General features: G+C 41.6%; 22 protein-coding genes. 12 read left to right on the top strand and 10 right to left on the bottom strand.

Annotated elements, in window-relative coordinates:
- Positions 1-6: 6 nt before the first annotated feature.
- From WAE59_RS13930 to WAE59_RS13920, 3 genes are all read right to left on the bottom strand, one after another.
- Positions 7-3,276, bottom strand: a complete 3,270-nt coding sequence (locus WAE59_RS13930; protein ID WP_337856586.1) for a SusC/RagA family TonB-linked outer membrane protein — start codon at positions 3,274-3,276, stop codon at positions 7-9.
- On the bottom strand, positions 3,276-4,313 hold the full coding sequence (locus tag WAE59_RS13925; protein WP_337856585.1) for a FecR family protein: 1,038 nt from the start codon (positions 4,311-4,313) through the stop codon (positions 3,276-3,278). The genes WAE59_RS13930 and WAE59_RS13925 overlap by 1 nt, the downstream gene beginning before the upstream one ends.
- A 308-nt stretch (positions 4,314-4,621) precedes the next feature.
- Entirely contained in the window at positions 4,622-5,083 is a 462-nt protein-coding gene (locus WAE59_RS13920; protein ID WP_337856584.1) for a hypothetical protein, read from the bottom strand.
- 18 nt (positions 5,084-5,101) lie between these two features.
- Between WAE59_RS13920 and WAE59_RS13915 the strand changes: the two genes are divergently transcribed.
- Entirely contained in the window at positions 5,102-5,449 is a 348-nt protein-coding gene (locus WAE59_RS13915; RefSeq protein ID WP_337856583.1) for a phage holin family protein, read from the top strand.
- A 57-nt stretch (positions 5,450-5,506) separates the two neighbouring features.
- Here WAE59_RS13915 and WAE59_RS13910 read toward each other — a convergent pair whose 3' ends face one another.
- From WAE59_RS13910 to panC, 3 genes are all read right to left on the bottom strand, one after another.
- Complete coding sequence (locus tag WAE59_RS13910) at positions 5,507-6,646, bottom strand: acyl-CoA dehydrogenase (RefSeq protein ID WP_337856582.1); 1,140 nt, start codon at positions 6,644-6,646, stop codon at positions 5,507-5,509.
- 98 nt (positions 6,647-6,744) lie between these two features.
- Positions 6,745-7,095, bottom strand: a complete 351-nt coding sequence (gene panD / locus WAE59_RS13905) for an aspartate 1-decarboxylase (RefSeq protein WP_048907888.1) — start codon at positions 7,093-7,095, stop codon at positions 6,745-6,747.
- Between the two features lie 39 nt (positions 7,096-7,134).
- Positions 7,135-7,980, bottom strand: a complete 846-nt coding sequence (gene panC / locus WAE59_RS13900; RefSeq protein ID WP_337856581.1) for a pantoate--beta-alanine ligase — start codon at positions 7,978-7,980, stop codon at positions 7,135-7,137.
- Positions 7,981-8,133: 153 nt separating this feature from the next.
- Between panC and WAE59_RS13895 the strand changes: the two genes are divergently transcribed.
- Together WAE59_RS13895 and WAE59_RS13890 are read left to right on the top strand one after the other, a co-directional pair.
- The gene (locus WAE59_RS13895; RefSeq protein ID WP_337857420.1) at positions 8,134-8,958 is read left to right on the top strand and encodes a glycogen/starch synthase; all 825 of its coding nucleotides are present in this window, start codon (positions 8,134-8,136) and stop codon (positions 8,956-8,958) included.
- Positions 8,959-8,977: 19 nt separating this feature from the next.
- Positions 8,978-10,429: a DUF4270 domain-containing protein gene (locus WAE59_RS13890; RefSeq protein WP_337856580.1), complete on the top strand. Its 1,452-nt coding sequence runs from the start codon at positions 8,978-8,980 to the stop codon at positions 10,427-10,429.
- A gap of 94 nt (positions 10,430-10,523) precedes the next feature.
- Here the strand turns inward: WAE59_RS13890 and WAE59_RS13885 are convergent, their stop codons facing one another.
- On the bottom strand, positions 10,524-10,946 hold the full coding sequence (locus WAE59_RS13885; RefSeq protein WP_337856579.1) for a single-stranded DNA-binding protein: 423 nt from the start codon (positions 10,944-10,946) through the stop codon (positions 10,524-10,526).
- 14 nt (positions 10,947-10,960) lie between these two features.
- The gene (gene mutY, locus WAE59_RS13880) at positions 10,961-12,010 is read right to left on the bottom strand and encodes an A/G-specific adenine glycosylase (RefSeq protein ID WP_337856578.1); all 1,050 of its coding nucleotides are present in this window, start codon (positions 12,008-12,010) and stop codon (positions 10,961-10,963) included.
- A gap of 162 nt (positions 12,011-12,172) precedes the next feature.
- On the opposite strand from mutY, the gene WAE59_RS13875 reads away from it, so the two are divergent.
- The 6 genes from WAE59_RS13875 (at position 12,173) to WAE59_RS13850 (ending at position 18,447) form a co-directional block, all read left to right on the top strand.
- The gene (locus WAE59_RS13875) at positions 12,173-12,475 is read left to right on the top strand and encodes an HU family DNA-binding protein (RefSeq protein WP_008240139.1); all 303 of its coding nucleotides are present in this window, start codon (positions 12,173-12,175) and stop codon (positions 12,473-12,475) included.
- Between the two features lie 37 nt (positions 12,476-12,512).
- Entirely contained in the window at positions 12,513-13,349 is an 837-nt protein-coding gene (locus WAE59_RS13870) for a tetratricopeptide repeat protein (protein WP_337856577.1), read from the top strand.
- Positions 13,350-13,596: 247 nt separating this feature from the next.
- On the top strand, positions 13,597-15,147 hold the full coding sequence (locus WAE59_RS13865) for an Rne/Rng family ribonuclease (RefSeq protein WP_337856576.1): 1,551 nt from the start codon (positions 13,597-13,599) through the stop codon (positions 15,145-15,147).
- A gap of 110 nt (positions 15,148-15,257) precedes the next feature.
- A complete protein-coding gene (gene radA / locus WAE59_RS13860) occupies positions 15,258-16,634 on the top strand; it encodes a DNA repair protein RadA (protein WP_337856575.1) in 1,377 nt (458 codons plus the stop codon).
- Between the two features lie 303 nt (positions 16,635-16,937).
- Positions 16,938-17,495, top strand: a complete 558-nt coding sequence (locus WAE59_RS13855) for a LemA family protein (protein WP_337856574.1) — start codon at positions 16,938-16,940, stop codon at positions 17,493-17,495.
- 1 nt (position 17,496) lies between these two features.
- Positions 17,497-18,447 (top strand): DUF3137 domain-containing protein, encoded by a 951-nt coding sequence (locus WAE59_RS13850; RefSeq protein WP_337856573.1) that lies wholly within the window; start codon positions 17,497-17,499, stop codon positions 18,445-18,447.
- 89 nt (positions 18,448-18,536) lie between these two features.
- Here WAE59_RS13850 and carB read toward each other — a convergent pair whose 3' ends face one another.
- Positions 18,537-21,353, bottom strand: a complete 2,817-nt coding sequence (gene carB / locus WAE59_RS13845; RefSeq protein WP_337856572.1) for a carbamoyl-phosphate synthase large subunit — start codon at positions 21,351-21,353, stop codon at positions 18,537-18,539.
- Between the two features lie 218 nt (positions 21,354-21,571).
- Positions 21,572-21,889 carry a carboxypeptidase regulatory-like domain-containing protein gene (locus WAE59_RS13840; protein WP_337856571.1) on the bottom strand — a complete coding sequence of 106 codons (318 nt, stop codon included), beginning with the start codon at positions 21,887-21,889 and terminating at the stop codon, positions 21,572-21,574.
- Between the two features lie 73 nt (positions 21,890-21,962).
- On the opposite strand from WAE59_RS13840, the gene pnuC reads away from it, so the two are divergent.
- The 3 genes from pnuC (at position 21,963) to WAE59_RS13825 (ending at position 25,738) form a co-directional block, all read left to right on the top strand.
- Complete coding sequence (pnuC, locus tag WAE59_RS13835; RefSeq protein WP_337856570.1) at positions 21,963-22,577, top strand: nicotinamide riboside transporter PnuC; 615 nt, start codon at positions 21,963-21,965, stop codon at positions 22,575-22,577.
- Positions 22,561-23,094, top strand: coding sequence for an ATP-binding protein (locus tag WAE59_RS13830; protein WP_337856569.1), 534 nt, complete (start codon positions 22,561-22,563; stop codon positions 23,092-23,094). The genes pnuC and WAE59_RS13830 overlap by 17 nt, the downstream gene beginning before the upstream one ends.
- A 187-nt stretch (positions 23,095-23,281) precedes the next feature.
- Positions 23,282-25,738: a TonB-dependent receptor gene (locus tag WAE59_RS13825; RefSeq protein WP_337856568.1), complete on the top strand. Its 2,457-nt coding sequence runs from the start codon at positions 23,282-23,284 to the stop codon at positions 25,736-25,738.
- The last annotated feature ends 3 nt before the right edge of the window (positions 25,739-25,741 follow it).

The raw sequence follows: 25,741 nt of genomic DNA, 5'->3' as shown, positions 1-25,741 counted from the left end.
ACAAAGTTAGAAATTTGCTTTCAAACCCAGCGAAAAACTTCTTGGCGTAGGATTAGATAACTGATCACCCGGTGCGGGTATCAGATCAGGGTCTATACCAAAGTGATTTGCTTTCCACAATATGCCCAGGTTATTGGCATAGCAGTATAGCTGGAGATTTTTTACAGGTATATTGGACCAGTTGGAGTGGTCGAGATCGAAAGCCAGGCTGATGTCCTGCAGACGGATATGGTCGCCCCGGGCTACTGTGGCAGCAGAATTGATATAAAACTTGTCCCTGAACGCATCTTCTCCATAGCTGGCCATGGAAGGAACAGAAGTCTGGGCCTCATCACCCATCTTTTGCCAACGCTGTTCAAAATCCTGGTTTTGTGCCAGGTTAGTAGCAGAATTGTACATGCTGTAATAGTTCAAGGCCGTCTTTCTGAAATGATAACCCAGTTTATAGCTGATGTTGAAATTCAAGGTCAACTTACGGTAAGTGAAGGTATTGCCTAAGCCCCCATATATGGTGGGCCTTGCAGGGCCATGGTATACCAGATCACTCAAGGGTGTTGTATTGACGATGCCTGCGTAATCTTTGCTGATAGTACCGTTGAGGACACCTATGGGATCGCCACTGGAAGGTTCGAGTCCCGCCCATTTATAGCTATACACTCCGTATACGGGCTTGTTTAGTACAGGTGCGTTACTGTGAGCCCCCACATAGTTCATATTGCCGGGTTCTACCGCGCCATAATCGCTGACCCGATCCCTCATAGCTGAGAACAAAAGATTGCTTTGCCACTTCAAATTTCCCTTCAGATTTTGTGAAGTCAAGGTCACATCAATCCCATTTCCATCCATTTTGGCATAATTTCCGCGTAATTTATTGATCCCCGAATTAGATGGAAATTCCCGGTCGCCAAGGATATCGCTGCCTTTTTTCAGGTAATATTCAATCTTACCCGTTAGCACCTGATCTTTGGTACCAAACTCAATCCCGAAATTGGCAATACCGATCTTTTCCCAACGTAGTTCGGGATTACCAATATTGATGATCCCCGCAAAGGGCAAATTGGTGTAGGGAGCGCCAAGGAGGCCGTATTTAAAAGTCGTAATGCCGGTATTGGAGCGGTCCAGGTTTCCATTGAAACCATAGGAGGCCCTCAATTTCAGTGAGGGTAGCCAATCTACAAGATAGAAATCTTCTCTGTCCAAGTTCCAAAGACCTCCAACAGACCATAGCGGTACATTCTTTTGCCTGGTCTTTACGCCAAAATAATTTGATCCATCAATCCTGGCACTGCCCGAAAGTGTATATTTCCCCTGATAGGTGTAAGCAAGGTTGGCATATGCGGAACGGATGCGCTCCAGGATCCCAAATAAATTTGTTCCTGTTCTGATCATATCCCTGCCATTGGGGTTCAGTTCAAAACGGCTCAGGGTATCTACGGGCATGGAGTTACCGCTTTGCTGGTCATAACCGTAAAGAACCTTGCTATTGCCTGATGTTTCAAATTCGGAAATCTCATAACCCATCAATGCAGAAATCCCATGATCCTGAAAAGTCTTCTGATAATTGAGCTGGCCCCTCAAATTGGTAGAAATCGCTTTAATGTCCCTTCTGTATAAAATAGCTCCCAATGGAACGTTATATCCTGTAACACGGTCGGCAGTTAAGGAGGCATATTGGTTGATGAGGCTTCTGGTATAATAACTCTCCTCACTGGTTAACCGAGTCGACTGCTGATCGATGCGCTGGTATTGGTATTTGACAGCAGCACTCAAACCCGGGATGATCTGATAATTGATACTACCATTTAACCTAAGATCATGGCTCAATCTGTTTGAAGGGGACTTACCTAATTCTTCTAATGGGATAAAATTCCAGTTCAAAAAGCCCCTGCTGAGGGCCGCTTCGGTGAAAGTTGAATTGTAGCTCCGCTCTAGAACAGTTGGGTTACCCTGTGCATCTTTAAATTGATAGTAAGGCGTTAAGGCCGGACTGTAGGTATTACTTATTGTACTGTCTACCCTGGCAGCAGCCCTTACGTAGTTCAAACCAAGACTCAATTCCAGGCTCTTAAGCGGACGCAGGCTATGCTGGCTGTTTATGGTCATCCGGCTGTTGTCGTTTTCCCGGAGTGCCGCCCAAGTTTGGTCATAACCTGCGGAAAAGTAATGACTGGACTTGTCCGTACCTCCACTTAAAGAAAGCGCATGCTGCTGGCGCTGTTCCCTACGGTAAAAATAGTGTTCGTATTCCTTTCGGATGTCATTCTTCCTCAGGGCGTCCAGCTGTTCTTCAATCAAGATACCTGATTGTTTTTGACTGTTCAGCAACTTGACCACAGGTGATAGGATCTGCAGGCTTGCGGGATCTGCAAGGGCATCGTTGTATTTGCCGTTTTCAAAAAGGAAAGTTTCCAGCTCAATATAGCTAGCGGAGGACAGCACACTAGGGCTGTAATATAAATCTGGCCGCTCAGAAAAGCTGTAGTTGGTACTCAGTGAGATATTTAGAGGTTGTTGGTATTTACCCCTGCGCGTGGTGATTACGATCACACCGTTACCTGCCCGTACGCCCCAGATGGATGCTGCGGCAGCGTCTTTTAATACGGTAATGTTGGCAATGTCATTCGGATTCAGCGCATTGAAATCACCTTTGAAAGGAAAATTATCCAAGATGATTAAAGGTTGGTCATTCGCAAAGATCGTACTCCGCCCGCGTATCGACAGATCGATGTTCCCTGAGCTGCTGCTTAATGTGTTTTTGTTGAATAGTAGCCCACTAGTGATGCCTTCCAGGCGTGAAATGAAATCAGGACCTACTCTCCGCTGGAATAAAGAAGTGTCGATCAATGCGAAACTACCAGTTACGCGATGCTTAGAAACCTCCTGGTACCCGGTCCTTACGATTTCTACTTCCTTAAGTTTGATGGGCTTATTTTCAAGTTCATCAGGCTCAACCTGAGGATTTACAGCAACTACCGTTTTCTTTTTCGCAGTTTTAACGAGAATGGTTTTGCCATTGAGGCTGTAGTCCATTGAGAGTCTGCCCAACACTTGATCAAGTGCCGTTTTGATGGGAATTTTTCGAATGTCGACTTCAAGCAGCTGATCCGCATCAATCTCATCCTCATTCCAAGCTACGTTGTAGCCTGTTTGCTTTCTCAATTCCTTGAAAAATTGAGCCAAAGAAATTTTCTTTGTTTGAATATCCAGATTTTGGGCAGAGGCAGAAATGCCAAGCAGCACCAGAACCAGTACTATCCCAGTATTGATTAAACGCATTATTTACTGACAGTAACCCTTCTTCCCTCTACTTTGAACTGAACTTTAGCTGTGAGCTCAAGCATTTTTAATACTTCAGTGAATTGTTCTGTTTTCGAGAAAAATCCTCCGATAGGAACCTTACCCAACTCAGAGTCTTCATAGGTTACATCAACGTTATACCAGCGGGCTATTTTCCGCATCACCTGCTCCAGAGGTTCCTTACGGAAAATAAACTCTCCATTTTTCCAGTCTATAGCTTCTTCAGGATCTGCGTCCCTGACAGCAATCCTCCCCGCAGTCAATACTGCTTGTTGGTTTGGCCTCAACAAAGTACTGTTTAGGGATTCGTTTACAGGATCTATCCTGACTGAGCCTTCCAACAGCATGGTCTTTACACTACTGTCATCCGAGTAAGCACTGACGTTGAAATGCGTTCCCAAAACAGCAATTTGCTGTCCTTTAGTAGATACGAGAAAGGGGTGGCTTTTGTCCTTCGCAACCTCGAAATAAGCTTCCCCCTGCAAGGAAATACTCCTATTCTTAACGGAAACAAAAGAAGCAGGGAATTTAATGATGGAGCCTGCGTTCAGCCAGACTTTAGTGCCGTCTGCAAGTTCTACCTGATATTGTCCCCCTTTAGGTGTGGTAATGGTATGGTATGCCGAACTTTTGGCGGCATTTGCATTCAACATTTTATAGTGCAATTGGCCTTCTGCCGATTTGCTCACTTCAAATCCTTCTCCTGAAAAAAGCAGGCCGCTTTTAGCTTCAGTTAAATTGATCTGCTTGCCATTGTCCAAAGTAAGTATTGCCTTATTCGATCCAGCAGCTATTTGCACTTCTTCGGGTATATCCGAAACTGGTTGCTGTTTGAAAAACAGCCAGGCCACGCTGATCATTGCTACAGTAACGACTGCAGCCATGGCCATAGTAAGGTTTGTTCGTTGTTTCTTTTTATGGTTCTCATTGATCAGGATCAACGCACTGCCCAGATCAAAATTTACTTTATGGTAGTAGAGATTTTGCCCCCTTTCTTTGCGGTTTACAAAATCCATTAAATCTGTATATAAAATATCAGAAACAAAACTACCATTTTGAAATATAGGCAACCTGTCAAGCTCGTACTCGCGCATGATCGTTATCACCTCGATAACCAATTGATTGGGATGTAATATAATATTTTCCAGCGTCGTAATAAGTTAGTTAATAAGCTCGCTATCAAGCTCAATCAAAAGTAGCTAAAGTATGGGCTTGTTGGCAACTAAATGTCAACTTTTTTTTCATTCATTTTTATTCATCTTGTTCGCGTTACCAAATAACCGTCATTATACAGCCTCAGCGGCATTTTTCAAAAAAAGACGCATTACCTGACCAGCAACTTTTGAAGGGGCTGTAAGCGTGTGCTCATCTCTCCGTGGAAGACATCATTCAACTCTGCAAAGTTCGCATTCAAATGCGTGACAACCAAGTACCCCCGACCTTTCACAAAGGGGCTGTCAGGCTTAAAAACTACATTGCTGTCACTAAGTGTCACATATCCAGACAAAGGCAGCTCCATAGCCAGAGAATCCTCCTCGGAAGGGCTTTGAAGCACTACAACCAATTCTTTTAATAATGAATCCCTGGACTCAAGCGAACTGAGACGCCATAGTCCTGCCCGATCTACATTATTCAGTTCAATTTTTGTACTATCTGAAGAAAAACAGATGGAAAGTGGCTTACTATTTGATGAGAAACATCCGGTAAGCAGCAGCAGGCAAATTGAAAAAAAGACTGCCCAACTGATGTACTTTCCACTAAAAAGCCTGAAATTACTTTTAACCATTTTACTAAATTAAATATTATGCGACTGATTTTAGAAATTTTATTAATGGGACTAGCTGTGTTCCTGGGTGCTAAACTGGTACCAGGCGTAGAAGTAGATGGCTATACCAGCGCATTGATCGCTGCCCTTTTAATTGCGCTTGCTAATGCAACGATAGGCTTTATTTTAAGAATACTAACCTTTCCCATCAATTTCCTGACATTGGGACTCGTGTCATTTATCATCAGCGTACTCATGATCATGCTGGTAGACAGGATGATGTCCGGATTCTCGACCTCGGGCTTTTTAGCGGCGGCGATACTGGCAATTGTAGTCGCCATTATCAAAGCAATTTTTGGCGCCATAGCCGGGAGTGATAAAGATTAGTATCACAAGATCATCACCCTTATTCTACTCTGGAGGTGACGATCCTGTATGGTCAATTTACCTCAAAATATCCCGGGAAATGACTACTTTTTGAATTTCGGAAGTGCCTTCGTAAATCTGGGTGATCTTTGCATCGCGCATTAGGCGCTCTACATGATATTCCTTTACGAAGCCATATCCACCATGGATTTGGACCGCCTCTATTGTCACATCCATTGCAACTTTTGAAGCGTAAAGCTTGGCCATAGACCCCGCAAGCGTATAAGACTGTCCCTGATCTTTTAACCATGCCGCCTTATGGACAAGTAGACGTGCAGCCTCTATCTGGGTAGCCATATCAGCCAACTTGAATGCGATTGCCTGGTGCTCTGCAATCGGCTTTCCAAAAGATTTTCTTTCCTTCGCATAAGCTAAAGCTAATTCGTATGCTCCAGCAGCGATGCCAAGCGCTTGGGCAGCAATACCGATTCGTCCGCCCTCCAGCGTCTTCATCGCGAATTTAAAACCAAAACCTTCTTCACCAATGCGGTTTTCTTTAGGCACTTTCACATCATTAAACATGAGGGAATGCGTATCAGAACCACGGATGCCCAATTTATTTTCTTTAGGTCCTATTGTAAAACCCTCCATTCCTTTTTCTACAATAAAAGCATTGATCCCCTTGTGCTTCAGCGAACGGTCTGTCTGAGCGATTACCAAATAAGTAGATGCCGTACTGCCATTTGTAATCCAGTTCTTAGTTCCGTTCAACAAATAATAGTCACCTTTATCTTCAGCTGTAGTTTGTTGTGAGGTTGCATCTGAACCTGCTTCCGGTTCAGACAAACAAAAAGCCCCAATCTCCACTCCTGATGCCAGCGGTTTCAAATATTTTTCCTTCTGAAATTCAGAGCCATAAGCCTCCAATCCGTAGCAGACCAGGGAATTATTGACCGACACCACAACAGAAGCAGAAGCATCTATTTTGGACAATTCTTCCATTACCAGCACGTAAGAAAGCGCATCCATCCCGCTGCCACTATATTTCTCAGACACCATCATCCCCAAAAAGCCTAACTCGCCCAATTTCTTAACCTGTTCAGCAGGAAATTTCTGGTGCTCATCTCTCTCAATGACACCCGGCTTCAGTTCATTTTGTGCAAAATCCCTGGCTGCCTGCTGTATCATCAATTGTTCTTCACTTAATTGAAATCGCATAATTATATATTCTAAAATAATAAGTTAAGCCAAATTTATGTAATTCTGAAACAGAATGCTATGGCTGCATAGTATTATTTTCAATATAGTTTTATGTCCTACTTCAGCAAGTGATTATTGTCGTCGGGAAATACAAGTATAGGATGGTATTTTTTTGCTTCCTCAATTGGCAGGGAGCCGTAGGACATGATGATCAGAATATCGCCCACCTGAACCTTTCTGGCAGTTGCGCCATTTAAACAAACTGTACCGGTGCCACGCTCGCCTTTGATCACATAGGTCTCAAAACGTTCGCCATTATTGTTATTGACAATCTGTACTTTTTCATTTGCTATGATTTGTGCAGCATCCATCAAATCTTCATCAATGGTAATACTGCCAACATAGTTGAGCTCGGCCTGTGTTACTTTAACACGGTGTATCTTCGATTTTAATATCTCGATAATCATGGAACAAAGTTAGGTAATTTTATGAAAGGAATAGACTGTCTATTGTTCAGCCAGTATCATATTATCTATCAGCCTTGTTTCTCCTACTTTAGCAGCAACAAGCGCAACCAACTGTTTGCCATAAGGCAGTTCCGCGGGTTCTAGTGTGAGGCCATCAACGATCACAAAATAATCCAGTTTTACACCCTGCGTAGCTTCGATCATTTGCCTTGCCTTCGCTTCAAGTTCAGGTATTCGGCCAAGATCAAAATGATCTTTAACATTATATAAGGCGCGGCTGAGCACCAGTGCATTTTGACGATCCTGAGCGTTGAGGTGGATATTTCTGGAACTCATTGCCAAGCCGTCTTCTTCTCTGATAATGGGGCAGGTAATGATTTGCACTGATAAATTGAAATAGCTGACCATTTGCTGGATCATCAGCACCTGCTGGAAGTCTTTTTGTCCAAAGAAAGCTATATCAGGAGAAACCACATCAAAAAGCTTCTTGACGATTTGGGTCACTCCCTGATAATGTCCCCGTCGAAATTCTCCTTCGAGCAGGAACTCTGCCGGGCCAAGGTCAATATGCCAGTTTTCCGGTCCCGGGTACATTTCCTTCACTGAAGGCATAAAAACGATATCACAGCCGCATTGTTCAAGCATAGCCATATCGTGCTCCAGTGGCCTGGGATACTTTTCAAGATCTTTTGGATCTGTAAATTGCGTAGGATTTACAAAAATACTGCATACGACTACTTCAGCATGCTGCTGGGCAACCTCAATCAGAGACACATGTCCCTTGTGCAATGCACCCATGGTTGGCACTAAGGCAATTTTCTGCTGGGCCGACCGGATCGGCCCTAGCAACGACTTTAGCGCCGCAACGGTATTTATAACTTTCAAACCAGCTTGTAAAATTTCAAATGCCAAAGTTGCTTATTTATACATTGCCAACAAAACATCTTGCGTATTATATTGATAAATGTTATTATTTTGCTTACCTTTGCCCCTTGATAATCTTTTCTTTAACATAAATTTTTATTTACGAATATGGAGATGGCAAAAACGAAGCTACTGATTGTTACACACGAGATGTCGCCTTTCCTTGAACTCACAAAGATTTCAGAAATTACCCGTCAGTTACCCCAGGCTATGCAGGACAAAGGATTTGAGATCCGCATTTTGATGCCGCGCTTCGGGAACATTAACGAAAGAAGGAACAGATTACACGAAGTGATTCGCCTTTCAGGAATGAACATCATCATTGATGACAATGACAACCCTTTGATCATTAAGGTAGCATCTATACCGGCTGCCCGCATGCAGGTTTATTTCCTTGACAACGAAGATTATTTCCAGCGCAAATATGTATTCAGGGATAAAGAGAACAAGTTTTATGCAGATAACGACGAAAGAACTATTTTCTTCTGCAAAGGCGCCCTTGAGACAGTAAAAAAATTAGGCTGGTCTCCTGATATTGTACACTGCCATGGCTGGATGACAGCCCTTGTGCCTGCGTATATAAAAACTACTTATAAGAACGACCCTACATTTAAAAATTCAAAAGTAGTATACTCTATTTATGAGGAGTGCTTCACTGAAACATTAAACGCAGACTTGTACAAAAAGGCAGTAATGAATGCAATGACTGTAGAAGATACTAAAGTGTTCGAGAAAGCGGATTGCAATGCACTTCACATTGGGGCGGTAACTTATTCAGATGCAGTGGTATTAGCTGACGAAAAGCTGGATGCTAATGTGTTAAAATTTGTTAAAGATTCTAATAAACCAACTTTAGCTTATAATTTAACCGAAAATTTCGACAACTTCTATTCATTATATGAAGAGATTTCAAGCGAAGAATTGGTTTCAATAGCATAAACTCAGGTTAATAAAAAATATGAAATTTACAAAACAAGACTTATTGACCCTGTTAATAGGTCTTTTTCTTTTTGCATCGTGTAAAAGTACTAACACTATAGGTTTCGAACCTGATCCGGGAGACAAAATAGAAGGCACACTGGAAGATGGCCTCATCGTAAATACCACGACCGAGACAGATGAACCGGTAAATACAATCGGCGCTGCAAGATACCCGCTGGGCTTCATCAACGGCGACCCTATCTTTGGAAACACTGAAGGTAGTATCGTGATGTCGGTAACCCTCCCAAGTGATGGATATAGCTTCGGTACTGATGCTATTGTAGATTCAGCGGTATTGGTGCTTCCTTACTCAACACAGTTTTATGGAGATACTACCAGCTCCACCTACGCTTTCCAGGTTAAGCAACTTAGCTCCGACCTATCTTTGCAAAAGTCATTTTTGAGCAATAGGGACTGGGCCGTAGCGTCGACCTCACAAGGGTCTTTTGAAGGCAAGCTCCAACCTAAAACTCCAGTTAAGATCAGTGACATTGTATCTGGCGCTGCTGATACTTTAAAAACAGTTGTTCCTCAACTCAGGATCAAGCTTCTCAACTCCTTTGTACAGAACAACATCCTGAACCTGGACTCCGCCACAAGATCCAACAATAGCAAATTCAGGGCTGCCTTTAAAGGCTTACAAGTAAGTGTGGACAAGACAAAGAGTACGGGAAAAGGAGGAATAGCATTCTTTGGCTTTTCTGGCGCGGATGCGAACATAGAGATTTATTATAAAAAGCAAAACGCTTCAACATCGACATTAAAAGATACAGTCTCTGTTAAATTCCCCATCAGCACTGCGAATACCCCTGTAGCAGCAACGATCAAGCACGACTATACTGGAACTCCTGTAAAGGTCCAATTGGATGCACCTACACCTGCAAGTCCTTACCCGGTTAGTTATTTACATGCCATGGCAGGAATTAGAAGTAAAATATCCTTCCCTGATTTAAAGGATTTCGTCACCAGGATAAAAGCTGGTAATTCAAATGCGAAACTAATTGTCAACAGAGCGGAATTGGTCGTAAACCTGAATAATGGAACTGATGTAGCTCCTTTCACCGCTGCCCAAAGGCTCGCACTTTATAAGCTAGACATTGCAGGACAACGTAAGAATATCCCGGATAACGATGCACCAAGTGCAACAGGAGGTGAAATCCATCGTTATGCAGGCTCAGAAGCTGCTTTTGGCGGTTTTTACGACTCAACGAACAAAAGATATATTTTTACAGTAACTGCATATATACAAGATTTAATAGACGGCAAGACTGAAGACTACGGCACTTATTTAGCGCCAAGCTCACTTACAGAATATAATTTGACACCATCAATCAGTTCAGCTGCACGCTCAGTAATTAACAGCAGAGCACCTGGCACAGGACAGAAAGGCATTAAATTAAATATCTATTACAGCAGAGTAGCTGAATAAAAAACATAAAGATCGATAAAGGCTATCAGCACATAGAGATAAATCTGTGTATTGATAGCCTTTTCTGTGTTGAATAAAATTCTTACCCTGAAAGCTAAAAAGGCAGATCGCCAGAAGGATCATCAATGTAATCTGTTTCACTTTTAGGTGTAGTGTTATCACTACTTGCTGGGGTCTGCTCGAAATCACTCTTTCTTCCCAGGATTGTGAAGTTTTCAGCGACTACTTCGGTCACATATTTTTTAATCTTCTCCCTGTCTTCAAAGGATCGAGTACGTAGCTTGCCTTCTATATACACCAGTTTGCCCTTTGTCAAATACTTAGACGCCACTTCTGCAAGTCCTCTCCAAAGGACAATATTGTGCCATTCGGTTTGCTCTATTCTTTTGCCATCCTTGTTATAAGTCTCTGATGTAGCTAATGGAAAACTAGCAACAGTGACACCTCCATCTAAATGTCTGACTTCTGGATCTTTGCCCAAATGCCCTACTAAAATAACTTTGTTAATACCTGACATGAATTCTGCTTTTACTAATTTAATGAATAGGAACTGATAAAATTGGTGATGACCTTCGGTTGCGGCAATGTGTCGAACTCAGTCAATGTAACCCATTTTATTTCTGCATTCTGATTAAAGTTAATGATATAATTATCTAAAGCAAAAAATTGAACATATATAGTTTGGTGTGTCAATAAGTGTTTTTTTTGATCAAGAACCTTAATAAGCACTTCAGCACCAAACGATTTCCTTAGTAAAGACATGAATTCTTCCTCCATCTCATAATAAGGTCTGCCGGACTCGATGAGTGGAAAATCATAGAGCTCCTGCCATATATCACCTGCACCACGTCTCTTGACCAGCAGTTCCTGGTCTTTAGTACAAACAAAATAATTGAAATAACGTATGCGCTTTTTCAACTTCTTTTCCTTGACAGGAAGCATTGAAACTACATCCATCTTCCTGGCATAACAACTGGACTGTAATGGGCAAACACTGCAGTCAGGGGACTTGGGTTTACATTGTAGGGCTCCAAATTCCATGATCGCCTGATTGTATAAAGACGGTAATTGACCCTCAATCAATTCGTTGGCCAAATCAAGGAATTGCTTTTTGCCAGCGGTGCTGTTAATTGCAGTTTCTATTCCAAAATAACGAGACAGCACACGAAAAACATTGCCATCCACGACAGGCTTCATCTCGTCGGAAGAAAATGAAGATATTGCAGCAGCGGTATAATCTCCCACCCCTTTTAACTGAATAAGGGCTGCGTAGTTTACAGGAAAAGCCCCCTGATAAAGTTCTACGATTTGCTTTGCGGTGTACAGCATATTTCTACCTCTGGAATAGTAGCCCAAACCTTGCCAAAGCTTGAGCACCTGGGTTTCGCTTGCATTAGCGAAATCCACTACTGTAGGATAAGCTTCGAGAAAACGATTAAAGTACGGTAATCCTTGCTCTACCCTCGTTTGCTGTAAAATAATTTCAGAGAGCCAAATTACATAAGGATCCCTGGTATTCCTCCAGGGCAAGTCTCTTTTGTTCCTCAAATACCAGTTTACAATTTCCTTTTGAAAAGCCATAAGTACAAAAATACACCCTTATTCATAAAACTTGCAATTCCCTGATAGAAGACTTAACAAATAAATCATCTTTTATTTTCCTATCTCATTAAAAAGCAATACTTTTGCAACCCCAAAACACTTATAAAGTATATAATACATATAAATAAATTAATAGAGAATATGACTAAGGCAGATATTATTTCAGAAATATCAACGAAAACAGGAATTGAAAAGGTAGATGTACAAGAGACCGTTGAAGCATTTTTCAAAGTGATCAAGAATAGCATGATCGGTGGAGAGAATGTATATGTAAGAGGTTTTGGTAGTTTTGTTGTAAAAAAGAGAGCACAAAAGACCGCTAGAAATATTTCTAAAAACACTGCGATCATTATCCCAGAACACTTTGTTCCTAGTTTTAAACCAGCAAAAGTATTTGTTGATAAGGTAAAGAACAACTCCAAAAAAGTAAGCGTAGAAGCTTAATTCCAATATGCTGAATAGTATCCGGTCAAAACAAGTAATGATAACAGTTGCAATGGTATTGCTAACTGCGTTTTTGTTTAGCCGGGATATCAAAGGCCTGGTAAAGCCGAAACAGGAAACCGGCGCTGTTTCAGCTGGCAGAGAACTAACGCAAGAGGTTTCATCTCAAATTAATCTGACTGAAATCTCGGAGGCAGCAAAAAGCACTTTAGCTTCCAGTGTTGCAGCAGAAATCGGCACACTCGAAAAACAGTATAAGACCGCAGCAGAACAAGATCAGGCTGCGGTTGCTAAAATTCTGGCTAAAAAGTGGGACGATGTTGAGCAACCTGTTCAGAGTGCGTTATATCTAGAAATTGTGGCAAATAAAGTCTCTAGCCTAGATACCTGGTTAAGCGCAGGAGATCAGTTTTTGAAAGCTTTTGACAACACCCGGGACAGCGTATTACTTCCTTCCCTGCTTCAAAAAGCCAATTCAGCTTTTAAAAATGCTGCAACGATAGACTCAACTAGTAATGATGCCAAAACAGGACTTGGAATTACCATTGTCAATGGAATGGGAATGCCAATGCAAGGAATCGCAATGCTGATGGATGTGGTGAAAAGAGATCCAAAAAACCTTAAAGCCAATATGAGCTTAGGAACATTTGCGATCAAATCCGGTCAATTTGACAAGGCGATCATCAGGTTTAAAAATATTATTGCCATTAAGGCAAGTCCTGATGCTTACTTTTACTTAGGTACTGCATATGAGAATCTTGGAAGAAACAGTGAAGCTGTTGATGCCTATTTGAAAAGCAAAAAACTTGCTTCAAATCCAACATTATCTAAATTCATAGATGATAAGGTGCTGGAGCTAAACAGTAAAAATTAATAAACAGATTTATAAAAATATTTAAACTTTAAAATTATGCCAAGCGGTAAAAAAAGAAAAAGACATAAAATGGCTACACACAAACGTAAAAAACGTTTAAGAAAAAACAGACATAAGAAAAAATAATTTCTTAATGTAATGCTTCAAAAATTTAGGCTACGATCTGATCATAGCCTAAATTTTTGGTTGCATAGTTTTTTATTGTCCATGTGTTAATTGGGCTTCAATGCCTTAAAATCTGTAGCTTTTGGTAAAAGAACTAATTATAGATTCCTCTCCGCTGGGAGTAACCATTGCTTTAGTTGAAGATAAACACCTTGTAGAACTTCATAAAGAACAGATCAATAATAACTACGCTGTAGGCGACATCTATTTAGGCCGTATAAAGAAAATTATGCCGGGCCTGAATGCTGCGTTTGTAGATGTTGGTTATGAAAAAGATGCGTTCCTGCATTATTTTGATCTGGGTCCACAGGTTCAATCTTTGATTAAGCTCACTAAAATCAAGCGTAATGGCTCGGTTAATGGTACTTTACTGGATAACTTTAAGTTAGAGGGGGATATCAATAAAGCCGGAAAAATATCTGAGGTGGTAAGCAAGAACCTTGTATTACCAGTACAGATCGCGAAAGAGCCAATTTCCACTAAAGGTCCTCGTTTGAGTTCAGACCTGTCAATAGCTGGAAGGTACATTGTATTGGTTCCTTTTTCAAATGTGATTTCTATATCCAAAAAGATAAAGAGCAATACCGAACGTAATCGTCTAAAAAAGATTATTGAAAGTATTAAACCTAAGAATTTTGGGGTAATCATCCGAACCGTTTCCGAAGGAAAAGGAGTTGCTGAACTCCAGAAAGATTTACTTGACTCTGTAACGAAATGGGAAAATTTCATTAAGAAGCTTCCTGACGCTGAGCCATCTAAACGAGTATGGGGAGAAATGGATCGCACCTCCACCCTAATCAGGGATATCTTAAGTACGGATTTCACAAATGTATATGTTAATGACAATGGTCTTTTCGAAGATATCCGATCTTATGTTCATGAGATTTCTCCAGAAATGGAGAAAATTGTAAAACTCTACAAACATAAGGAACCGATCTTCGAACATTTTGGCATAGAGAAACAAATCAAAAACTCCTTTGGAAAGACTGTAAATCTGGCCGGTGGGGCTTACCTTGTTGTAGAACACACCGAGGCTCTCCACGTCATTGACGTAAACAGCGGAAACAGAACTGCAAGTAAGGAGAATCAAGAGGAAAATGCATTACAGGTAAATAAAGAAGCTGCAAAAGAAATTGCACGCCAATTGCGTTTACGTGATATGGGGGGTATTGTAGTTATTGATTTTATTGATATGCACAAACCGGTGAACCGGAAAATGTTATTTGACTACCTAAAGGACCTGATGTTGTTGGACCGTGCAAAACATACGATCCTTCCTCCAAGTAAATTTGGCCTTGTTCAAATTACACGCCAACGTGTTCGGCCTGAAATGAACATTGTCACAAGTGAAAAATGCCCGACCTGTGATGGTACCGGGGAAATCAAGGCGAGTATTGTATTGATGGATGACATCGAAAATAACCTCACCTATATTTTGCAAGAGCAAAATGAAAAAAATATTACGCTTTGTGTACATCCTTACATTGAAGCATTTATTAAAAAAGGTTTCATTTCTTTACAATGGAAATGGTTCTTCAAATTTGGTCAGCGAATAAAGATCAGATCGGTTTCTTCCTACAACCTTACTGAATTTCATTTTCTATCATCAAAGGATGAAGAGATCAAATTGTAAACGAAGCTCACTGCTCAACAGGCCTGATCACATGATTGTGATCAGGCCTGTTTATTTATAAATAAACTATAAATTCGCAGAAACAGTTACCCCATTAAATCAAATACAAAATGGCTAAAACTAAATCGGCATATTTTTGTCAGAACTGCGGATATGAATCTGCGAAATGGCTCGGCAAATGCCCCTCTTGTAATGAGTGGAACACTTTTGTTGAAGAAATCATTGAAAAACCAAATGCTAAAGTGCCTAGCTGGAAAACAACTGCAGGAACGCAGCGGACAAATAAGCCAGCTAAAGTAGAAGAAATAAAAACCATTAGTGAAGAGCGAATATCTACCGGAGATCAGGAACTTGACCGTGTATTAGGTGGGGGATTGGTAGCTGGCTCTGTTATCCTTATTGGAGGTGAACCCGGGATTGGAAAGTCAACACTCATGCTTCAACTGGCCTTAAATATTTCAGGTAAAAAAATATTATACATTTCGGGTGAGGAGAGTGAACAACAAATCAAAATGCGTGCTGAGCGGATCACACCGAACCCAAAAGCAAATTGTTACATATTAACGGAAACCTCAACCCAGAATATTTTCAAACAAATCGAGGACCTCAGTCCTGATATCATTATTGTAGATTCTATACAAACTCTTCATTCCGCTCATATAGAATCCACCCCTGGTAGCGTTTCACAGGTCAGGGAGTGTACTGCTGAACTTTTACGTTTTGCAAAAGAAACAGATACGCCTGTATTTCTCATAGGTCATATCACAAAAGACGGAACCATAGCAGGGCCTAAAATACTTGAACATATGGTAGACACCGTGCTCCAATTTGAAGGAGACCGACATCACGTATACAGGATTCTTAGATCCATAAAAAACCGCTTTGGTGCGGCTGCCGAATTGGGGATCTATGCAATGCATGGAAACGGCCTGAGACAAGTCTCCAATCCATCAGAAATTCTGCTTTCGCAAAGAGATGAAGAGTTAACTGGAATTGCCATATCAGCGACACTGGAAGGAGCTAGGCCAATGCTGATTGAAACCCAGGCGCTCGTTAGTACAGCGGCATACGGGACGCCTCAGCGCTCTGCGAATGGCTTTGATACAAAACGAATGAATATGCTCCTGGCTGTACTGGAAAAACGATGCGGTTTTAGATTGAGTACACGTGATGTTTTTTTAAATATAGCAGGAGGAATTAAAGTGGAAGATCCAGCAATCGATCTTGCGATATTGGTAGCCATCATTTCTTCCCACGAAGAAATTTCAATTTCTTCAAAGTTATGTTTTGCCGCTGAAGTAGGCCTATCTGGTGAAATCAGGGCGGTTAACCGAATTGAGCAAAGAATCATGGAAGCTGAGAAGTTAGGATTTGAAAAAATATTCATCTCTAACTATAATCTGAAAGGACTGGTTTCAAAAAAGTATAACATAGAACTAAAGCCAGTAAGTAAAATAGAGGACATATTCGCTATACTTTTCGGGTAAAGACTTCACAAGAAAAAAACAGGCGCGTAAATTCACTTTGTATTTCCCCGTTATGGGGATATGTTTTCCCGTTGATATTTTTGGCTCTCCATAAAAACAAAACATAACCAACTAAAATACAACGAGATATAAAACCTAAAAATTTCCGGCGCACTAATTGAATATAGGTTAATATCAGCAGGCATTTATGTTTGATGATAACAATAGGGATGATTATCCTCGTTATCGTAAGGTAGCGAGGATTTTTTGTTTTAAAGGCAGACATTTATTACTTTTATATTCACAACCTCTTAGACCTCTAAAATGATATTAATCGCTGTTGCCATCGTCATTCTGTTAATTATCGGAATTGGAATCTATAATTCATTGATCGGCAAAAAAAATCAAGTTACTAATACATTCTCTGCTATTGACGTCATGTTAAAAAAACGTTTTGATCTTTTGCCAAACCTGGTGGATACTTTGAAACAGTACATGCAATACGAAAGCGGACTGCTGACCAAAGTAGTTGAACTACGTGCTCAGGCCGGTGAAGCAAACTTAACTACCACGCAAAAACTAGAATTGGATAAACAGTTGACTTCCGGCGTAAGAGGATTAATGGTCAATGTGGAAAACTACCCAGACTTAAAGGCGAATCAAAACTTTTTACATCTGCAAAGCACATGGACTGAAAGTGAAGAACAAATTGCTGCGGCAAGAAGGACATATAATGCAGCGGTTACCGAATATAATAATGCCATTATGATGTTTCCAGGTAATCTATTCGCAGGCATGCTTAACTATCAGACAATGCAGGTATTGGAAAATACCGAAGAGGAGCGCAAGAACATCAGTGCAAAGACGCTTTTTAGTAGCTAAAATGACCATAATTGAAGGATTACAGCCCAGCATTGATGCGCTTGAGATCCAAAGAAAAGCTTTAGCATATTTAAAAACAAAAGGCTATATCTTTATTGGCGCAGGAATATTGTTTGCTGCGGCAGGTTTCATCTTCTCTGACTTCCTCCTTTTTGGTTTAATTCCTGCCTTGGTCGCATTCGTATTTGGCTTTATTGCGCTTAATAGGGGAAGTCGCCTTTTCGAACAATATAGACACGAATTCAAGCTAAAGATTATCGCCGGGGCCATGAAATCTATTGATCAATCCCTCGAAATTGACTATCAACAAGGACTTTCAGAGGGAAACTTTATCCATTCTCAACTATTCAACACCCGGCCAGACCGTTACTCCAGTGAAGATCAGATCACAGGATCTGCGGGAAAGACTAGATTTGCTTTTTCTGAGGTGCATGCAGAATATAAGACAGTGACACAGACAAAAAATGGCAGACGAGTCGAATGGCATGACATCTTCAAGGGAATCATTTTTTGCGCCGATTTCAATAAACACTTCAAAGGCATAACCGTCATTAGACCAAAGGATATTGGTAGCAGCATCAGCAACTGGTTTTCCGAAAATATGCCTATTTTCTCGTCAGGAAGTAGCATGGTCAAACTGGAAAACCCCGACTTTAGTAAATGCTTTGTAACCTATTCTACCGATCAGATTGAAGCCAGATATATCCTTACTCCAGCAATGATGGAGCGCCTTTGTCAATTGGAAAGTAAAAGTAAATATACCATCTCAGTGTCTTTTATCGACAGCTATATGTATATCGCGTTTCCACTCGACAAAAACTATTTTGAACCCCCGCAATTCAAAAGCCTGCTTAACGCCAATAACTGGCAGAAAGATATTGATGTGATCCGCTTCATGTATGATATCGTAGCTGAATTAGACTTAAACACCAGAATCTGGGGAAAACATTAACAGCATCATCCTTATATCAACAACTATTTAACCAAAGAGATGCGTTCAGCATATCGGGCAAAAAAAAGTCCCTTTCGGGACTCTTTATATTATTTAGATAAGTACATCGATTTGTCTTTGATCAGCTTTCTGAAGTAAGGATCTTCAGTATCCTTGATAAATCTTATTGCCTCTCCTGTCGATTTCATTTCAGGACCCAATTCTTTTGTGACTTCAGGGAATTTATAGAATGAGAATACCGGCTCTTTAATTGCATAGCCTACAAGTTTACGCTCTATACTGAAATCTTTCAGCTTATTTACCCCTAACATGACCTTGGCAGCAATATTAATGTAAGGTACATCATAAGCCTTGGCGATGAACGGAACAGTTCTTGACGCTCTTGGATTGGCCTCAATCACATATACCTTTTCGTCTTTTACTGCAAATTGGATGTTCAATAGTCCAATCACATTCAAGGCCTTCGCAATCTTTTTAGAATAAGCTTCCATATCGGCAATGACTTTTTCAGATAAACTGAAAGGCGGCAATACGGCACTCGAGTCTCCCGAATGGATTCCTGCAGGTTCGATATGCTCCATCAAACCTACGATATGTACATCCTCACCATCACAAATAGAATCTGACTCGGTTTCCTCTGCCCTGTCCAGGAAGTGATCAATCAGGACTCGGTTTCCCGGAAGATCGCCCAGTAGTTTGACAACCGCTTTCTCCAGGTCTTCATCATTGATGACTATGCTCATACCTTGTCCACCCAATACATAACTAGGTCTGACTAAAACAGGATAACCTACTTCATTGGCGACAACAATAGCTTCCTCAGCATTCTCAGCCACTCCGTATCGAGGGTATGGGATTTCAAGTTCTTTCAGGAGGTCAGAGAAACGGCCCCTGTCTTCAGCCACATCCATATCGTTATAAGAAGTACCGATGATCTTGATTCCATTTTCATGGAGTTTTTCTGCCATTTTCAGGGCAGTTTGTCCACCAAGTTGAACGACAACTCCGATAGGGTCTTCCAGTTCTATAATCTCACGCACGTGCTCCCAGAATACCGGCTCAAAGTATAACTTATCTGCCATATTGAAATCGGTAGAGACCGTTTCAGGGTTACAGTTGATCATGATGGCTTCAAAACCCGTTTCTTTGGCTGCAAGTAATCCGTGTACGCAAGAATAATCAAATTCAATTCCCTGACCAATACGGTTAGGACCTGATCCTAAAACGATCACTTTCTTTTTATCGGAACGGACAGACTCGTTCTCTTCTTCAAATGTGGAATAATAATATGGGGTCTGTGCAGCAAACTCTGCTGCGCAGGTATCAACCATTTTATAAACGCGTCTGATTCCTAATGATTTTCTGCGTTCGTAAACCTCATCTTCCGTTACATTTCCAAGCAGGTAAGCGATCTGTATATCTGAGAAGCCTTTTTGTTTAAGGGTAAAGAAGAAATCCTTAGGGATGTTATTCAGCGAATAGCGTTTTAGTTCTACTTCCAGTTGTACAAGCTCATGGATCTGAGAAAGGAACCATTTATCAATACGTGTTACTTTACGGATGGATTCCAGAGGTACACCCATGCTCATCGCATCTTTGATCAGGAATAAGCGGTTCCAGCTTGGATGCTCAAGGCCGTGCATGATTTCTTCAATGCTGCGGTTATGTTTGCCGTCAGCACCTAATCCTGCCCTGCCGATTTCCAAGCTCTGACAAGCTTTCTGTATGGCTTCGATAAAAGTACGTCCGATAGCCATGACCTCACCTACAGATTTCATCTGAAGGCCAAGTTCTGTATTTGCACCTTTAAACTTATCGAAGTTCCAGCGAGGAACTTTTACGATCACGTAATCAAGTGTAGGTTCGAAATATGCAGATGTAGTTTTTGTAATTTGGTTTTCCAGTTCATCCAGGTTATAACCGATAGCCAGTTTAGCGGCTATTTTAGCAATTGGGTATCCGGTAGCCTTACTTGCCAGAGCCGATGAGCGGGAAACCCTTGGGTTAATCTCGATGGCGATGATCTCGTCATTATCCGGATTTACAGAAAACTGAACGTTACAACCACCGGCGAAGTTTCCTATCGCGCGCATCATTTTGATGGCCTGGTTACGCATATCTTGATAACAACGATCAGATAATGTCATTGCAGGTGCCACAGTGATGGAATCACCAGTATGGATACCCATTGGATCGAAGTTTTCAATAGAGCAGATGATAATCACATTGTCATTACTATCTCGTAATAGCTCCAATTCGTATTCTTTCCAGCCCAATACAGCCTGTTCTACCAAAACCTCGTGTGTTGGAGAAGCTTCTAATCCGCGTTTCAGTGCCTGATCAAATTCTTCTTTCTTGTGTACGAAACCGCCACCAAAGCCACCCAAGGTGTAAGAAGGGCGGATAACCAATGGATAGCCAATTTCCTGCGCAGCCTCTTTACCTTCAAGGAAGGAGTTCGCAATTTTTGAAGTGGCCACACCTACACCGATATCAACCATTAACTGACGGAATGCTTCACGGTTTTCAGTTTTTTCGATTGCCGCGACGTCAACGCCAATCACCTTAACATCGTATTTATCCCAAATTCCGCGTTCGGAGGCTTCGATACATAGATTCAATGCCGTTTGTCCACCCATAGTAGGCAATACCGCATCAATCTTCCGTTCCTGCAAAATCTGCTCGATCGAGTCTACTGTTAAAGGCCAAAGATAAACATGGTCCCCAATGACCTTGTCGGTCATGATCGTTGCGGGGTTCGAGTTGATAATGGATACTTCAATACCTTCTTCCTTTAAAGAAAGGGCGGCTTGTGATCCCGAATAATCAAATTCGCAAGCCTGACCAATGATGATAGGTCCTGATCCGATAATTAGTACTGAGCGTATGGAGGTGTCTTTAGGCATAAGGCTTTAAAAAGTCTAAAGTATAATTGGGTAAAACAATGCTTATTGTAGACCGGAACAGTCTTGAGATTCCCCTTGATAATCATGAAAGATCCCGACCCTTCTGTCGGGATGCAAAGTTACGCTTTTGGAACATTAAAAATAAGGCTTTTTTATAAAAAGAAACAGAAATAAAAAAGGGGGTCTAAACACCCCCTTTTCAATACTTAAAAGCCCATTTATTGTAGAAGTTTAATCTCACCTACATCTGTAACTGTACTATCTATGACTGCCACATTTTCTACTGAAGCATCTTTATAAGGGGCTTTGCCTTTTACCCAAATGGTATAAGTTCCGGGCTTTACATCTGTAAACGTAAAACTACCGTTATTCAGCACTGCCTTAAGTGTATCTGTTCCAGAGACGGCCATCACATCGGTAGCACCATCGGCCGGACTCACATTTCCCTTTATCCCACCGTTCTTAACGATTGTAAAGGCCAACAATATAAAAGCAAATACCGTTACTGCTAAAAAATTCAAACTTAACTTTTTCATAATGATCCTTGTTTTTAGTTATGCTTATTTATAAGACAAGTGGGAGTCCCGATTTGTTTTTTTACTTTTGGCCATGCTACTTTTAGACTCCTTTTTCCAGCTGGTCGCCAATCAGTTCCTGCATACTTCCCCCTCAGAGTGGATCGGAGTGATTACCGGCTTCGCCTGTATCTACCTTGCTACACGTGAAAGCGTATGGAGCTGGCCAGTTTCTATCATCAGCGTTCTGGCCTATGCATGGGTATTCTATGAAGCTAAAATGTATGGGGACATGTCTTTACAGTTTTACTTCCTCTTTACTGCCATCTATGGTTGGTATTATTGGATGAAGAAAAAAGAAAGCGACGACAAACCAATTACCGATCTCGATCTTCGCGGCCGGATCACTGCTGTCCTGGCAGTGATTATACTTACGGTGCTTCTGGGAGTGTTCCTCGCGAACTTTACCGATACAGATGTACCCTTTGCTGACGGATTCTGTACGGCCATGAGTTTTGTTGCGCAAGTGTTGCTGACCAGAAAAGTCCTTTATAATTGGATACTTTGGATCATTGTGGACATTTGCTATGTTCCTTTATACATTTACAAAAACCTAAATCTCAGTGCTGTATTTTATACTGTACTCATTGCACTCGCTATAAAAGGATATTTAGACTGGAAGAAAAACTACCGTGAACAAGCCAATTAAGAAAATCGCCATCGTAGGACCTGAAAGCACTGGCAAGTCTACCATCACCAGCCAACTGGCTAAGCACTACCAAACCCTGTGGGTTCCCGAATATGCCCGCTATTATTGTGCGGCATTGACCAAAGATTGCGACCTGCAGGACGAAGTGAACATGTTCCATGGGCAGGTAGCTCTGGAAGCGTCAGTCCTGGCCATAGCAGAAAAGGAATTGATCTTCTGTGACACCACTTTCCTTACCGTCAAGATCTGGAGCGATGAAGTTTTTGGCGAAACCCCACAGGTGGTACTGGATGCCCTTCCAAAATACAATTACGATTTATACCTCCTTTTGGATATCGACCTGCCCTGGCAGGAAGACCCTCTACGTGATTTTCCACACAAAAGGGAACACTTTATGCAGATATGGCATAATGAACTACAATCGCTGAACGCAAACTATATCCTGGTAGGTGGACTGGAGGACCGACTAGACAACTGCATTCTGGAAGTAGAGCGCTTCCTTCAACAATCTCATTAGCTTCTGGTTGCCACATTCCGCTTTTTTCGGTATGTTTGCAACATCAATTGGGGTGCCTTGTTTGACAGAAACACAAAAACAGGCTGAGAGTATACCCATTACGACTGCAAAACAGCCGTAAGCACCTGATCCGGATAATGCCGGCGTAGGGATAAGAGTTATGAAAATTCATTTAAAATCCAACAAGTTGAAAAGATCAATGATCGCAGCCATGGCTGTGCTGCTACTGCCATTGGTATCGATGGCCCAATTCACCATTTCCGGAAAAGTCACTCAAGGGAATACAGCCTTACCAGGCGCTACCATTAAAATCAAAAACACCTTTGCAGGAACCAATGCTGATGCCAACGGTAATTACCAACTCAGCAATCTGAAGCCTGGAAATTATACAGTGACCGTCAGTTTCATCGGTTATAAGGCCGCAGAAAAAATGATCAGCTTAAATGCAGACCAAAGTTTAGATTTTACACTCACACCGTCGGCTTTCCTCGCCGACGAGGTCATCGTAAGGGCTACCCGTGCTACTGAAAAAACGGCCACCACTTATAAAAACATCAGCAAGGAGCAGATTGAAGAGAACAATTTCGGACAAGATCTTCCTTTTATCTTGAACAATACCCCTGGCGTCGTAGTCACATCAGACGCCGGTGCAGGCGTCGGATACACTGGTATCCGGATCAGGGGAAGTGATGCAAGCCGCGTCAACGTCACCATCAACGGTATCCCATACAACGATAGTGAAAGTCAGGGCACCTTCTGGGTAAACATGCCTGATTTTGCCTCTTCAGTAGACAATATCCAGATTCAGCGTGGTGTAGGAACATCTACTAATGGTGCCGGGGCTTTTGGAGGGAGTTTAAATATCCAGACTTCAGGCACAACCGACCTGCCTTATGCTGAACTGAACAACACTTATGGTTCTTTCAATACCTTAAAAAACACCGTTAAAATTGGAACAGGCCTCATCAATGACAAATGGAGCTTCGACGGCAGATTGTCGAGGGTCAAATCTGATGGATTCATCGACCGCTCTGCATCTGACTTGAAATCTTATTTTCTCTCGGGTAGCTATCATGGCAAAAAAGACCTGCTGACGGTGAATGTCTTCGCTGGTTCAGAAAAAACATACCAAGCCTGGAATGGGATTCCCGAGGCGCGCTTAAGGGGTGATGTTGCAGGTATGCAGGCATACATAGACCGAAATTGGTTAAATGAGGAAGATGCAGCACATTTATTGAACTCTGGGAACCGAACTTACAATTCCTTTACTTATAAGGATCAAAACGACAATTATTGGCAAAGTCACTATCAGGCGCTTTATTCGCGTCAATTCAGCGACAAATTCTCATTCAATGGCGCCTTGCATTATACCGATGGAAAAGGGTATTTCGAAGAATATAAAGCAGATGCGGCATTTTCAAAATATGGCTTGCCTAATGCCGAAATCAATGGTGAAGAAAAAGAAGAAACCAATCTGATCAGACGTCGCTGGCTAAACAACGATTTCTACGGACTAACCTATGCTTTCAACTATCAGGCCCTGACCAACCTGAATTTTACTTTGGGCGGAGCTTACAATCAGTACCGTGGCAAGCATTATGGTCAGGTCATCTGGGCACAGTATGCTTCTACAGGCAGCATAGATCGCCACTACTACGATGGAAAAGGAAATAAGGACGACTTCAATACGTATGGAAAAGTCAGTTATACGTTGGATCAGTTGAATTTATTCGCCGACCTGCAGTACCGCTCGGTCAGCTATGACATTACAGGTACAGACAAAAACCTGAGTACGTTAAACTTTGACAACCAATACAATTTCTTCAATCCAAAATTCGGCGCTACTTACATCCTGAATAATCAAAGCAATATCTACGGTTCCTTCAGTGTAGCGAATAAAGAACCCAACCGCGATGATTTTACCAATCTAAAGGCAGGTCTCGAGGCTCCCAAACCTGAGCGTCTGAATAACATCGAAGCTGGATACCGATTCAAAAACAGCAAATGGAATGCTGGATTAAATGTATATGGAATGTTCTACAAAGATCAACTCATCTTTACCGGAGAGATCAATGAATATTCAGATGCTTACCGTCAAAATGTTGACAAAAGTTACCGCATGGGTATTGAGTTAGATGCCTCATATGTCATCAACCGGCAGTTTGCCCTCAATGCCAATGCTGCCCTAAGCAGGAACAAGATCAAAAATTACGTAGATTATGTGACGGAATACAATGAGGATTTCGATGTACTGGGTAAGGTAGCCACCACCTACGAAAACCCTGACATTTCCTTTTCTCCTGCCGCAGTCCTTTTCGGCGAGTTGGTATACAGACCAGCAAAAGGCTTTGCTGCTGCATTACAAGGGAAATATGTGAGCAAACAGTATATGGATAATACACAAAATAAATCCAGAATGCTGGATGCCTATTTTGTGACTAATGCACGTTTAGGCTACGACCTCCAACTCAAGGGCATCAAAAATGTAAACGTAGGCCTGCTGGTGAATAACTTATTCGATAAACAATATGAAAGTAATGGCTATACTTACAGCTCTTTGATGCAAGGCGTTACCACCACAGAAAATTTTTATTTCACACAGGCCGGAACTAATTTCCTACTTTCGCTCAACCTGAAATTCTAATCC

The organism is Pedobacter sp. GR22-6 (assembly GCF_037402555.1).
Lineage (GTDB): Bacteria > Bacteroidota > Bacteroidia > Sphingobacteriales > Sphingobacteriaceae > Pedobacter.
This window is presented reverse-complemented; position numbering and strand designations above follow the sequence as displayed.